The organism is Lysobacter cavernae, from assembly GCF_042648505.1.
Classification (GTDB): domain Bacteria; phylum Pseudomonadota; class Gammaproteobacteria; order Xanthomonadales; family Xanthomonadaceae; genus Lysobacter_L; species Lysobacter_L cavernae.
Genome location: NZ_JBHRXK010000013.1, coordinates 15,135 through 27,899 on the forward strand (window position 1 = coordinate 15,135; position 12,765 = coordinate 27,899).

The following is a 12,765-nucleotide window of genomic DNA, read 5'->3' on the forward strand; positions in this document are numbered from 1 at the left end:
GCAAACCTCGCCCGACATGACGTTCACCCACCCTGATCCATCTTGCGGGAACGGAGGTCTCCATGCTCGCCAAACGTTATCCCTACTACCTCGCCAACCGAGCGGTCGCGGCCAACGCAGACCTGGAGGTGTTCGACAAGTACAGCGGCAAGCGCGCCACCCGGGTGGCGCTGGCCGATGCGGCTGCGGTGCGTAAAGCGATCGTCGCCGCGCACAAGGCGCGCGAGGCGATGGCTGCGTTTCCGCCCGATGCACGCCGCGACGTGCTCGAGCATTGCGTGCGCCGTTTCGGCGAGCGCTTCGAGGAACTCGCCCAGGCGCTGTGCATCGAGGCCGGCAAGCCGATCAAGGACGCCCGCGGCGAGGTCACACGCCTGATCGACACATTCCGCATCGCCGCCGGCGAGGCCACCCGCATCGGCGGCGAGATCGTGGAACTGCAAATATCACCGCGTACCCGCGGCTATCGCGGCATGGTCAAGCGCGTGCCGATCGGCGTGTGCAGTTTCATCACCCCGTTCAACTTTCCACTCAACCTGGTCGCACACAAGGTGGCGCCGGCCATTGCCGCCGGCTGCCCGTTCGTGCTCAAGCCCGCGGCCAAGACCCCGATCGGCGCGCTGATCATCGCGCAGGTGTTGGCCGAGACCGACCTGCCCAAGGGCGCGTTCTCGGTGCTGGCCTGCTCCAACGAGGACGCTGCGCAACTGGTCGAGGACGAGCGCGTCGCCCTGCTCAGTTTTACCGGTGGCCTGGTCGGCTGGGAGCTGAAGGCACGCGCCGGGCGCAAGAAGGTCACGCTGGAACTCGGTGGCAACGCCGCCTGCATCGTCGATGCCGATCCGGGCGCTTCGCTCGACCACGTCGTCGAGCGGCTGGTGTTCGGCGCCTATTACCAGAGCGGGCAAAGCTGCATAAGCGTGCAGCGCATCTACGCCCATGCCGACATCCACGACAAGCTGCGCAGGAAACTGAAAGCCGCGGTGGCGAAACTGCGCATGGGCGACCCGCGTGACGAGAAGACGTTCATCGGGCCGATGATCGACGTGGACGCGGCCAAACGGATCGAAGGCTGGATTGCGGCGGCACGCAAAGCCGGTGCCAAGCGCCTGGCCGGTGGCGAGCGCGTGGGCAACATGCTGCCGGCGACGTTGCTGGAAAACCTGCCGCACGACACCGATCTTTACCGCAAGGAAGCATTCGCACCGGTGGCCTTGCTCGAGCCGTTCGATGATTTCGAAGACGCCTTGAAGCGCGTCAACGACAGCGACTTCGGCCTGCAGGCAGGCGTGTTCACCGGCAGCCTCGCCCACGCGATGCGCGCCTGGGACCGGCTCGACGTCGGCGGTGTCATCGTCGGCGATGTGCCGAGCTTCCGCGTCGACAACATGCCTTACGGCGGCACCAAGCAGTCCGGGCTGGGTCGCGAGGGCGTGCGTTATGCCATCGAAGACATGACCGAGCCGCGCCTGCTGGTGATCCGCGATCCGTGACACGCGTTGCGCGTTATGCGCTTCGGCAAGCCGACCTCGCGCCGCCGGCACGGATTTCTACCAGCCCGGCCAGTCAGCCCGGCACGGCATCCGTGCCGGGCTATTGTGTTGCTCAGTGCCCACGCTCCGGCTTGGGCGCAGTCACCTGCGTCACCTTGATCTCGCCGACGTCGACCTGGCCACCGCCGCTCCACTCCAGCAGCGGCTGCAGCCATTCGTTGCGCGGTGCATCGAACAGATCCGCACCGTAAGACGTGTTGAGCACCAGGTCCTGGCGCTCGCTGACGCGGGGCGACTCGTTCCACAGCGGGCGGCAGGAATGCGAGGCGGTATCGGCATCGTCGCGCACGCCGAGCACGCGCCCGCTCATCCGGAAACGGTACTGGTGCTTGAGCAGCGGATCGCATTGCCCGAGCAGCACGTAGTTGACGTGGGCATTGCCGACGGCGGCCGAGGCCAGGGTGGCGATCGCCGAACCAGTACCGGCACCGACCACATTGATTTCCTCGGCTGGCACGCCCTGCGCCATCAGCGCCTTGATCTCGGCGGCGATGCGCCGGGCATAGGTCCGACGATCCTCGCCGGCATAGGCATGGGTGCTGACATCGAATCCCTGGTCACCAAAGGCTTCGACGATGGCCGCGTGATCGACACCGGCCTCGGTCGACGGCAGGTAGATCAGGCGCGGCGATCCCGCCAGCACCGTGGACGATGCCGCCATCAGCAACGTGGCGATGAGTAAACGCGACTTGCTTGAACGCTCGCGGAGACCATGCGGAAAGAAATATTGCGAAGGTGAAGTAGTGAGGCAAGTCATGGCAGTACCTCGTGCAGGGCCGGGGGAGAGGAGACGGCCGCAACGGCGCGCGGCCGGCAGGGTTGATGGTGGCGAGCCCACAGGCAGGCCGATAGTTCGGGAAGTCATCCCCACTTCTGGGATAGACACAGGGTGTGATGCAGCACGCTGCAACCCCGTTTAAGGCGATCGCACGTTCTTCCATCGCAACATCCCCGGAGACCGCCGATGAAACTCTCGAGCCATGTCTGCTGCGCCCTGTTCATCACAGCCTTGATCGGCCTTGCCGGTTGCCATGCCGCGCGTGAATCCGCCCCAGCGCCGATGGCCGAGACCGCATCCGTCGCCAAGGCCGAGCGCAACGACGCTTCGCTGGCCGATGCGCCGGTGCTCGCGCCGCCGTCACTACCCGCGCCGCTGATGGCACGGCAATTGCCATCGGCAGCGATGGCCCCGTCGCTCGATCGTGTCGAGGTCCGTGGCAGTCACGTTGCGGCCGTGGGCTACTTCGCACCGGTGGTGAATACCGAGAACTACGCATACCACCGCGACAATTCCGTGCAACGCACCTCGGAGCAGCCGCTGTCGACGTTCTCGATCGACGTCGACAGCGGCAGCTACAGCAACGTGCGACGGATGCTGAACGAAGGGCTGCGGCCACCGGCCGATGCCGTGCGTGCCGAGGAGTTCATCAACTACTTCGACTATGCATATCCCGCCCCCGCTGCGCGCGACGTACCGTTCCGCGTCAGCACCGAACTCGCGCCAGCACCGTGGAACGCGCAACGGCAAGTGCTGATGATCGGCATCAAGGGCTTTGATGTGCCCAAGGCAACGCTGCCGCCGGCCAATCTGGTGTTTCTGATCGACACGTCCGGCTCGATGGATTCGCCGGACAAGCTGCCACTGGTCAAGGCCTCGCTGCGGCAACTGGTGCCGCAACTGCACCGACAGGACCGCGTGTCGATGGTCGTCTACGCCGGCAGCGCCGGCCTGGTGCTGCCACCGACGCCGGGTGATCGCCACGACGAGATCCTGTCGGCCCTCGACCGTCTCGACGCGGGCGGCAGCACCAACGGTGGCGACGGCATCCGCCTGGCGTATGCGATGGCGAAGCAGGCGTTCGTCAAAGGCGGCGTCAACCGCGTGATCCTCGCCAGCGACGGCGACTTCAACGTCGGCACGGTCGACCAGAACGCACTGGAAACCCTGGTTGCCGACCAGCGCAAGAGCGGCATCGCCCTGACCACGCTCGGCTTTGGCTCCGGCAACTACAACGATGCCCTGGCCGAGCAGCTGGCCGATGTCGGTGACGGCAACCACGCCTACATCGACAGCCTGCTCGAAGCGCGCAAGGTGCTGGTCGAGGAGATGGGTTCGACGCTGCTGACCATCGCCCGCGACGTCAAGGTGCAGGTCGAATTCAACCCGGCGCAGGTGGCCGAGTACCGCCTGATCGGCTACGAGAACCGCGTGCTGCAGCGCGAGGACTTCGCCAACGACCGGGTCGATGCCGGCGACATCGGCGCTGGCCACGAGGTCACCGCGCTGTACGAAATCACTCCCGTCGCCTCCAGTGCACAACGCCTTCCGACACCGCGTTACGGTGATGCCCGGCCGACCGTGACCACCGCGCTTGGCGGCGAAATGGCACACCTGCGCCTGCGCTACAAACGCCCCGGCGAAGACCGCAGCCATCTGATCGAAACCCCGATCCTGGTCTCGCAACTCAGCGCCCGGCCCAGCGAGTCGCTGCGTTTCGCCACCGCGGTGGCCGGCTTCGCCGACGCCTTGCGCGGTGGCAGCCGCTTCGAGGGCTGGAGCTGGGAGGCGATTGCGCGCACGGCGCAGGCCGCACGAGGCCGCGACCGCAGCGGTGAGCGCGCCAAATTCGTCCGTCTGGTCGAGCAGGCACGGCGGCAGATCGAAAACGATGCCACCGCAGCACTGCGCGTCAGCGAGTGACCACCTGCAGCGGCCGCACCTGCACGCGCTCGGCCGGGTGACCGAACAGGTAACCCTGGCCGTAGGTACAGCCCAGCTCGCGCAACGCCGTGCGCTGGGCTTCGTTCTCGACGCCCTCGCCAATGGTGTGGATGCCGAGCGTGCCGGCCAGCGCCTGGATCGCCCGCACCACCGCCACGCTCTCGGGCTGGGTCTCGCCGACCAGCCCGGCGACGAAGCTCTGATCGATCTTCAGGCACTCGATCGGGAAGCGGTGCAGGTACGACAGCGCCGAGAAGCCGGTACCGAAATCGTCGAGCTGCGCCAGCACGCCATGGCTGCGCAGCGTGCGCAACATGCGCAACGCGCGAGGCACGTCGTCGAGCAGCGCGACCTCGGTGATCTCGATGCGCAGGCGATGCGGATCGGCGCCGGCCCGGTCGATCATGCGCAGCAGGCGGTCGGCGAAATCCGACGAGCGGAAGTGCCGCGGCGACACGTTGACCGAGATGTAGCCCTCGCCGCCGCGTGCCAGCTCCTCCACCACCTGGGCGTAGAGCAGCCAGTCGACCTCCTCGATCAGCCCGCTGTCCGCACCCACGCCGATGAACTCGTTGGGCAGCAGCAGGCCACGCTGATCGTGGTGCCAGCGCAGCAGCGCCTCGTGGCCGATCAGGCCGCGGTCGCCGAGCCGCACGATCGGCTGGTAGAACGCCACGAAGCCGTCGCCGTTGATCGCGCGGCGCAGGTCGGCCTCGAGGTCGAGGATGCGCACCGCCTCCTCGCGCATGGCCTCGTCGAACACCGCCCAGCGGTCGCGTCCGGCGGCCTTGGCGCGGTACATGGCGGCGTCGGCGTCGCGCAGCACCTCGACGCCGTTGCGGTAGCGCGAATGCCACATGGCGATGCCGAGACTGGCCGACGGAAACACTTCGCGCCCCGCCACCCAGCACGGTTCGCTGAGCGCGCGCAGCACCCGATGCGCCAGTTCTTCGGCGTCGTGCAGTCCGTCGATGTCCTCGACCAGGATCGCGAATTCGTCGCCGCCCAGCCGCGCCACGGTGTCGTTGCTACGCACCGTCGAGACGATGCGGCGGCCCGCCTCGACCAGCAGTTCATCGCCCGCGGAGTGGCCGACGCTGTCGTTGACCAGCTTGAAGCGGTCCAGGTCGAGGAACAGCACGGCAAACGTGCGGTGGCTGTCGCGCTGCGCGCGGCCGATCGCGTTGGCGAGGCGCTCGAGCAGCTGACCGCGATTGGGCAGGCCGGTCAGTGCATCGTGCAGGGCCTGATGGGTCAGCTGCTGCTCGGCACGCAGGCGCTCGCCGATCTGCGCCAGCAGTTCGGCATTGGCCTGCGCCAGCTCGCGCGTGCGTGAGGCGACGCGCTGCTCGAGTTCGGCATGCGCGCCGACCAGGCGGTCCTGGCTCTGCTTGCGGGCCAGGCCGATGCTGATGTGGTGGGCGACGAAGGTGAGCAGCTCCTGGTCGCGGCGGCTGAAGTTGATCGCCGGCGAATAGCTCTGCACGGTGATCACGCCGACCACGCCATCGCCGCGGAACAGCGGCACGCCCAGCCAGCAATGCGCACGCGCGCCGCGGCTGCGCACGCGACCCTCGGCCTCGAGCATGGCGATGCGGTTGCGGTCGGCCAGCAGCGGCTGGCCGTGGGCGATGACGTACTCGGTGAGGCCGAACGCCAGCTTGCGGCTGTCACGGTGGGCATCGCGCTCGTCGATCGAGTACGGAAACTCCAGGCGCTCGCTGTCCTCCGACAGCAGCGCGATGTAGAAATTGCGCGCGTACAGCAGATCGCTGACGACGTCATGGACCTGGGTGTAGAAGCGTTCCAGCGTTTCCGAGGTGATCGACAGTTCGGCGATGCGGAACAACGCCCGCTGCAGGCGCTCGGAGCGTTGACGCTCGATGATCTCGGCCTGCAGGTCACGGTTGCTCAGCTGCAATGCCTGGGTGCGCTCCTCGACGCGGCGCTCCAGCTCTTCGCGGGCACGGAAGCGGTCCAGCGCGGTCAGGATGTGCTGGGCGACGAAGGACAGCAGCGCACGCTCCTCTTCGCCGTAGACCTCCGGCCGGTCGTAGCTCTGCACCACGACCGCGCCGCAGACGCGGTCGTCGCGGCGCATCGGCACGCCCAGCCAGTCCTCGCTGTCGGGGCCGTGGTTGATGTCGCGCATCACGCCCAGGCGCTCGCGGATCAGGTCCGACGGTCCCTGCAGCGGTTCGCCATGGCGCAGCAGTGCCAGCGTGACGCTGTTGGCCAGCTCGCTGGCGCGGATCTCGCGCTCGGGCTCGGCGATGTAGGTGTCGAGCCGGTCGGCGAAATACAGGAAACGCACGCTGTCGCGGACATCGTCGTAGAGCACGATGTAGAGGTTCTCGGCGTACATCAGGCCGGCGACGACGCCGTGGATGCGACGCAGCATGTCGGCCAGCTCGAGGTCGGAACCGGCCAGGTCGGCGATCTCGTACAACGCCTGCTGCAGGCGCTCGGACTTTTCCAGCGACTCGGCGCGGGCCTGGGCAAAGGCGGCGGCCAGATGCGCCGCGACCAGGCGCTGCGCCAGCGCCAGCCAGGCATGGCGCACCGGTACCGGAGGCGGCTCGGCCACCCGCGCCACGATCGCGCAGTGGGTGCCGTCGGCGGCGGTCCAGGCCGTCTCGAACGGGTACGCCGCCTCGTCGGCCGGGGCGTGGGCGCTGGGGGCATGCTGGCCCAGCAACTGCCCGGCGCGCGCGGCCAATGCCGAAGCCGCGCCGGTGGAGGAAAAACCGGCCGTGCCGGCGCGCGGATCACGCCAGCGCACCGCGACCTGCGCCCCGGCCGGCAACGACTCGCGCAACGCGTCGGCCAACGAGTCGCCCAGACCGGCCGCCTCGCTGATCGTGATCGCGCTTTGCCTGACCCGATGGGGCACCGATGTGGCCTGTGTGAAGAGGCCGCAGGATAACGCGGCCGCGAACCGATTGGCGGAGCAACCCCATCACCGCGGCCCGTCCGTTCTTCCGTTTATGAAACTCGTCATGGAACCGGTCGCCGCTGGCGCAATGCCTGGGCGGCGCGGCCACGGCTTCCCGCGGGCGGCGCCAGCCCGTACCCTGCCGCGGATGAATCTGGCGGTGGACGCAAGCGACGACGACCTGATGCTGGCCTGGACGGGCGGCGACGTCGCCGCGTTCGAGCTGCTGTACGCCCGCCACCGCGGCCCCTTGTACCGCTTCCTGCTACGCCAGCTGCGCGATGCGGCCCTGGCCGACGAATTCTTCCAGGACGTCTGGCAGCGTGTGATCACCGCGCGCCACGGCTGGAAGCCCGAGGCCGCATTCAGCACCTGGCTGTTCCGGATCGCCCACAATCGCCTCAACGACCATTGGCGCGGCCTCAAGCACCGGCCGGCCACGCCCGAGGACGGCGACGAGCGCGCCGCGCGCGTGCCCGACCCGACCACGCCGGAGCGCGAGCTGTCGCAGTTCGAGCAGCGCCGCCGCCTGCAGTGCGCGATCGAGGAGTTGCCCGAGGAGCAGCGCGAGGTCGTGCTGCTGCGCCTGGAGCAGGAGCTGAGCCTGGAGGAAATCGGTGCCATCACCGGCGCCGGCCGGGAAACCGTCAAGTCGCGGCTGCGTTATGCGATGGACAAGCTGCGCGCGAGATTGAACGAATGAGCCACGCCCCCCACGAACCGCTGACCCCGGAAGAGCGCGCCCTGGCCGATCGCCTGGCGCAACTGGGCCCGCACGGCGGGCCCTCGCCGGCACTCGACGCCAGGATCCTGGCGGCGGCGCATGCCGCGGTCGCGCAGCCGCCCCAGCATCGGCGCTGGTGGGCATTGACCGGCGTGCCGGCCAGCCTGGTCACCGGTGCCGGCATGGCGGCCGCACTGGCGCTGGTGGTCGGCGTGGTCTGGCAACTGCGCCCGTCGACGCCGCCGCTGCAGGCACCGCGCGAGAAATCTGCGGACATGGGCTACATCAGCGCCGAGGTCATCGAACGTCCCCGACCTACAGCGCCGCCGCCACCGCTCCAGACAGCGCCTGCTCCCGCGCCTGCGTTGCGGGCGCCGTCGCCCGCCCAACCGCGTGCGAAGCCGGCCGCACCGCCAAGCACGCGCCAGGCGGTGGTCGCTCCAGCCGCCGAGGCCGCTCGTGATGCGGTCGCCGCAGAGCCCGCGCTGGACGAGGCCGTGATCGATGCCCCGGCACCCGCCGCACCGGCCGGGTATTCCAAGCGCAGCGCGGCGACGGCCGCCTCGGCACCACCGTCGCCGCCGGCTCCGGTGGCCGCCGAGGCCGCATCCGCGGTAATGGCCAGCCCACCGGCCGCCGAGCCGGCTGCCGACACCACGGCCATGGCGCATCGCGAAACCCGGGCGGCGGCCGAAGCCGCACCGGCGCTCGATCGCATCGAAGTCACCGGCTCGCGCATCCGTGCCAGCGATCTGCCGGTACAGGACGACACCCGGCTGGCGCCGACCGACTGGCTCGAACGCATCCGCGCGCGCCGCGATGCCGGTGAGCTCGATGAGGCCCGCGCCAGCCTGGTGCTGTTCCGCCGCGCGCACCCGCACACGCGCCTGCCCGACGACCTGCGTCCACTGCTCGTCGCGCCGCGATGAGCACCGCCACGTTGGCCGACCCGACCTCGCACCTGCTGGAGGTCAAGCACAGCCGTTTCCAGGTCCATGCCGCACCGGTGAGTGCCGCCGATGCGGCCCTGGCCTTCGTCGACGCGGTCGGCGACCCGTCGGCAACGCACAACTGCTGGGCCTACCGCATCGGCAACGAGTACCGCTTCAACGACGACGGCGAGCCCGCCGGCACGGCCGGCCGTCCGATCCTCGCCGCGATCGACGGCCAGGGCGTCGACCAGGTGGTCGTCGTGGTCACGCGCTGGTTCGGCGGTATCAAGCTCGGCGCCGGTGGCCTGGCGCGCGCCTACGGCGGCAGCGCCGCCGAATGCCTGCGCCTCGCGCCGCGTCGCGCCCTGACCACCTACGCCACCGTCGATCTCGATTACGCCTTCGCGGACACCGGTGCGGTGCACGCCGCATTGGCCGCGTTTGATGCCGAGAAACTCGACGAGCGCTTCGCCGCCGACGGCGCACGGCTGCGTCTGCGTCTGCCCGAATCGCAGCAGGCGCCCTTGAAAGCGCGCCTGCGCGACGCCACCCGTGATCGGGTGCGTTTCATCCAAAGCACGCCTTGACGAGCGCGCCTGGAAGAGCACGACTTGATGAGCCTGCCTGGATGAGCCCGCCCTCGATGAGCAATCCCTGATGACCGAATCGCCCAACACCCCCAAGAGCAAGGCGCCGATCGGCAGCCTGCGCACGCTGTGGCCGTTCGTGCGCAAGCACCGCGGCCTGTTCGTCGCCTGGCTGGTAGCACTGGCCGCATCGAGCACGGCGACGTTGAGCTTGCCGGTTGCGTTCCGCACCATGATCGACCAGGGCTTCGCCCAGGGCGGTGGCGCGGCCATCGATCGCGCCTTCGGGCTGTTGTTCATCGTTGCGGTCGCACTGGCGTTGGCCACCGCGGCGCGCTTCTTCTTCGTCTCGCTGCTGGGCGAGCGCGTCGTCGCCGACCTGCGCGAGCGCTTGTATGCGCACCTGATCGGCCTCGACGCCGGCTTCCATGACCGCAACCGCAGCGGCGAACTGGTCTCGCGGCTCACCGCCGACGCCGAACTGCTGCGCAGCGTGGTCGGCTCCAGCATGTCGGTGGCGCTGCGCAGCCTGGTCACCTTCTTCGGCGGCCTGGCGATGCTGTTCGTCACCAGCCCGCGCCTGGCCGCGTATGCGCTGATCGGCATCCCGCTGGCGGTGTTGCCGATCGTGATCGGCGGCCGTCGCCTGCAGAAGATCTCGCGCGCCAGCCAGGACCGCGTCGCCGACGCCAATGCCCTGGCCAGCGAGACCCTGGGCGCCGTGCGCACGGTGCAGGCGCACGCGCGCGAGCCTTACGAACGCGGCCGCTTCGGCAGCGCGCTCCTGATCGCGGTCAACACCGCGCGCCGCCGCATCCAGGCCCAGGCCTGGGTCACCGCCATCGCGATCGTGCTGATCTTCGGCGCGATCACCCTGGTGCTGTGGTCGGGCGCGCATGACGTCGCCGCCGGCCGCATGAGCGCCGGCACGCTCGGCCAGTTCGTGCTGTACGCGCTGATCGCCGGCGGCTCGGTCGGTGCGCTCGCCGAGGTCTGGAACGAACTGCAACGCGCCGCCGGCGGCATGGGCCGGATCAGCGAACTGCTGCAGGAAGGTTCCAGCATCGACACACCGGCACAACCGCTGGCCCTGCCGCAACCGCTGCATGGCGAAGTCGCCTTCGACGACGTCACCTTCCACTACCCGATGCGGCCGGACCTGCCGGCGCTGGAGCACTTCACCCTGCGTGTGCGCCCGGGCGAGACCGTGGCGCTGGTCGGCCCGTCCGGCGCCGGCAAGAGCACGGTGTTCTCGTTGTTGTTGCGCTTCCACGACCCGCAATCGGGCGCGGTCCGCATCGACGAGGCCGACATCCGCCAACTCGATCCGGCCGCGCTGCGCGAAGCGATCGGGCTGGTGCCGCAGCAGCCGACCATCTTCGCCAGCAGCGCCCGCGACAACATCCGCTACGGCCGGCTCGAGGCCGACGACACCCAGATCGAAGCGGCCGTGCGGGCCGCGCACGCCAGCGACTTCATCACCGACCTGCCGCAGGGCCTGGACACCGAGTTGGGTGAACGCGGCGCCCGCCTCTCCGGCGGCCAGCAACAACGCATCGCGATCGCCCGCGCCCTGCTCAAGGACGCGCCAATCCTGCTGCTCGACGAAGCCACCAGCGCGCTAGACGCGCAGAGCGAGCGCGCCGTGCAACAGGCCCTGGAAACCCTGATGCGCGGCCGCACCACCCTGGTGATCGCACACCGCCTGGCCACCGTGCTCAAGGCCGACCGCATCGTGGTGATGGACCGCGGCCGCATCGTCGCCGAGGGCACCCACGCGCAACTGCTGGCTGCAGGCGGCCTGTACGCCGAGCTGGCGAAGCTGCAGTTTCTGGATTGAGCCAACTCGCGGTAGCCGCTTTGTCGTCATCCCCGCGAAAGCGGGGGTGAAGGCGCGCTGGTTGCGAACCATTGGTTCGCGCGCGACTGAACGCCATCGCGCTGGCGCGATGGCCGGAGATCGCAGATCCAGTGCCTTTTGGCTGCCCACAATCTCTCGCCTCTAGCTAGCGGTCCAACGGACTCAACACCCCGCCGGCACCGCGATTGAGCACATGGGTGTAGATCTGCGTGGTCGCCACGTCCTTGTGTCCGAGCAGCTCCTGCACGGTGCGGATGTCGTAACCCGCCTCGATCATGTGCGTAGCGAAAGAATGGCGCAGCGTGTGCGCCGACACCGGCTTGACGATATCGGCCCTCCGGCACGCCGCCTTCAGTGCCCGCGACAGCGTGCCGTCGTCGAAATGATGGCGCCGCTCGATGCCTTCACGTGGATCGACCGAACGCTTCGGCGAAGGGAACATGTACTGCCAGCCGAACTCGCGTTCCGCATTGGGATACTTGCGCGCCAGCGCATACGGCAAATGCACCGCGCCGAAACCCGCCTGCAGATCGCCCTCATGCAGCGACCTCGCCCGCTCCAACTCCCGCTGCAGTGGCTCCACCAGCGACTTGGGCAGCACCGTGCGCCGGTCCTTGCCACCCTTGCCATTGCGCACCGTGATCTCGCTGCGCGCGAAGTCCACATCCTTCACGCGCAGGCGCAGGCACTCCATCAGACGCAGACCGGTGCCATACAGCAGACTCGCCAGCAGCCACGGACGTCCGTCCAGTTGCGCCAGCAACGCCTGCACCTCCCCACGGGACAGCACCGTCGGCAACCGCCGCGCACGTTTCGCCCGTGTCACGTCCTCCAGCCAGGGCAACTGAATGCCCAGCACTTCCCGGTAGAGGAACAACAACGCCGACAACGCCTGGTTCTGCGTACTGGCGGCCACCTGCCCCTCCACCGCCAACGTCGACAGGAAACGCTCGATCTCGGCAGCCCCCATGTCCCGCGGATGCCGTTTGCCGTTGGCCAGGATGAACCGCCGCACCCACCCCAGATAGACCGTCTCCGTGCGCCGGCTGTAGTGCTTGAGCCGGATCACCCGAGTGACCTCCTCCAACAGCCGAGGCCTCCGCTCCATCGCCCCCGATCCCGGTTCCTGCCCTGGCTCCTGCCCTGGCTCCCGGATCCGAAAATGCATTACCTCGATATCCATCTCATACAACATAGCGCCCCGCATCGTGAGATATGCACGGGCGATCTTGCGGGTCACCGCCCATGCCCTCAATCAGCCAACCCCTTGACAGAAGGTAGGATTTTTCCACTTGACGCGCTTCGCATCGGACATGAATATCCCGTCCATATCCCCGCTTTTGGGGGCTACTAAGCGTTATGCGGTGTTGCAAAAGCATCACCGTAGTTGTTCCTTCGGCCAGCACTTCGCACCGTGCCGGGTCGGCTCCGGATAGCAGTCTCGGTTCTCG

Annotated in this window: 9 protein-coding genes; 6 read left to right on the forward strand and 3 right to left on the reverse strand. The window is 68.6% G+C overall.

Annotation, left to right across the window (positions count from 1 at the left end; all coding sequences use genetic code 11):
* Window positions 1-62: 62 nt before the first annotated feature.
* Window positions 63-1,493 (forward strand): aldehyde dehydrogenase family protein, encoded by a 1,431-nt coding sequence (locus ACFOLC_RS15705; RefSeq protein WP_386760207.1) that lies wholly within the window; start codon window positions 63-65, stop codon window positions 1,491-1,493.
* A gap of 112 nt (window positions 1,494-1,605) precedes the next feature.
* Here the strand turns inward: ACFOLC_RS15705 and ACFOLC_RS15710 are convergent, their stop codons facing one another.
* Window positions 1,606-2,214 carry a hypothetical protein gene (locus ACFOLC_RS15710; RefSeq protein WP_386760208.1) on the reverse strand — a complete coding sequence of 203 codons (609 nt, stop codon included), beginning with the start codon at window positions 2,212-2,214 and terminating at the stop codon, window positions 1,606-1,608.
* 303 nt (window positions 2,215-2,517) lie between these two features.
* On the opposite strand from ACFOLC_RS15710, the gene ACFOLC_RS15715 reads away from it, so the two are divergent.
* Window positions 2,518-4,254: a vWA domain-containing protein gene (locus ACFOLC_RS15715; protein WP_386760209.1), complete on the forward strand. Its 1,737-nt coding sequence runs from the start codon at window positions 2,518-2,520 to the stop codon at window positions 4,252-4,254.
* Here the strand turns inward: ACFOLC_RS15715 and ACFOLC_RS15720 are convergent.
* Window positions 4,244-7,168 carry a sensor domain-containing phosphodiesterase gene (locus ACFOLC_RS15720; protein ID WP_386760210.1) on the reverse strand — a complete coding sequence of 975 codons (2,925 nt, stop codon included), beginning with the start codon at window positions 7,166-7,168 and terminating at the stop codon, window positions 4,244-4,246. The two genes, ACFOLC_RS15715 and ACFOLC_RS15720, sit on opposite strands and share 11 nt — an antisense overlap.
* 190 nt (window positions 7,169-7,358) lie before the next feature.
* Here ACFOLC_RS15720 and ACFOLC_RS15725 point away from each other — a divergent pair, with 190 nt between their 5' ends.
* The 4 genes from ACFOLC_RS15725 to ACFOLC_RS15740 all read left to right on the forward strand — a co-directional run bounded on the left by ACFOLC_RS15725 (window position 7,359) and on the right by ACFOLC_RS15740 (window position 11,293).
* Entirely contained in the window at window positions 7,359-7,913 is a 555-nt protein-coding gene (locus ACFOLC_RS15725) for an RNA polymerase sigma factor (protein ID WP_386760215.1), read from the forward strand.
* Window positions 7,910-8,863, forward strand: a complete 954-nt coding sequence (locus ACFOLC_RS15730) for a hypothetical protein (RefSeq protein WP_386760211.1) — start codon at window positions 7,910-7,912, stop codon at window positions 8,861-8,863. The genes ACFOLC_RS15725 and ACFOLC_RS15730 overlap by 4 nt, the downstream gene beginning before the upstream one ends.
* Window positions 8,860-9,453, forward strand: coding sequence for an IMPACT family protein (locus ACFOLC_RS15735; protein WP_386760212.1), 594 nt, complete (start codon window positions 8,860-8,862; stop codon window positions 9,451-9,453). Before ACFOLC_RS15730 ends, ACFOLC_RS15735 begins: the two co-directional genes overlap by 4 nt.
* A gap of 70 nt (window positions 9,454-9,523) precedes the next feature.
* Window positions 9,524-11,293, forward strand: coding sequence for an ABC transporter transmembrane domain-containing protein (locus ACFOLC_RS15740; protein WP_386760213.1), 1,770 nt, complete (start codon window positions 9,524-9,526; stop codon window positions 11,291-11,293).
* A gap of 166 nt (window positions 11,294-11,459) precedes the next feature.
* Here ACFOLC_RS15740 and ACFOLC_RS15745 read toward each other — a convergent pair whose 3' ends face one another.
* Complete coding sequence (locus tag ACFOLC_RS15745; RefSeq protein WP_386760216.1) at window positions 11,460-12,422, reverse strand: integron integrase; 963 nt, start codon at window positions 12,420-12,422, stop codon at window positions 11,460-11,462.
* Window positions 12,423-12,765: the final 343 nt, after the last annotated feature.

Bases quoted from the DNA above. Each gene is read 5' to 3' on its own strand.
- ACFOLC_RS15730 (WP_386760211.1), top strand. From the start codon at position 7,910: ATGAGCCACGCCCCCCACGAACCGCTGACCCCGGAAGAGCGCGCCCTG.
- ACFOLC_RS15745 (WP_386760216.1), bottom strand. From the start codon at position 12,422: ATGGAGCGGAGGCCTCGGCTGTTGGAGGAGGTCACTCGGGTGATCCGG.
- ACFOLC_RS15725 (WP_386760215.1), top strand. From the start codon at position 7,359: ATGAATCTGGCGGTGGACGCAAGCGACGACGACCTGATGCTGGCCTGG.
- ACFOLC_RS15710 (WP_386760208.1), bottom strand. From the start codon at position 2,214: ATGGCGGCATCGTCCACGGTGCTGGCGGGATCGCCGCGCCTGATCTAC.
- ACFOLC_RS15735 (WP_386760212.1), top strand. From the start codon at position 8,860: ATGAGCACCGCCACGTTGGCCGACCCGACCTCGCACCTGCTGGAGGTC.
- ACFOLC_RS15715 (WP_386760209.1), top strand. From the start codon at position 2,518: ATGAAACTCTCGAGCCATGTCTGCTGCGCCCTGTTCATCACAGCCTTG.
- ACFOLC_RS15740 (WP_386760213.1), top strand. From the start codon at position 9,524: ATGACCGAATCGCCCAACACCCCCAAGAGCAAGGCGCCGATCGGCAGC.
- ACFOLC_RS15705 (WP_386760207.1), top strand. From the start codon at position 63: ATGCTCGCCAAACGTTATCCCTACTACCTCGCCAACCGAGCGGTCGCG.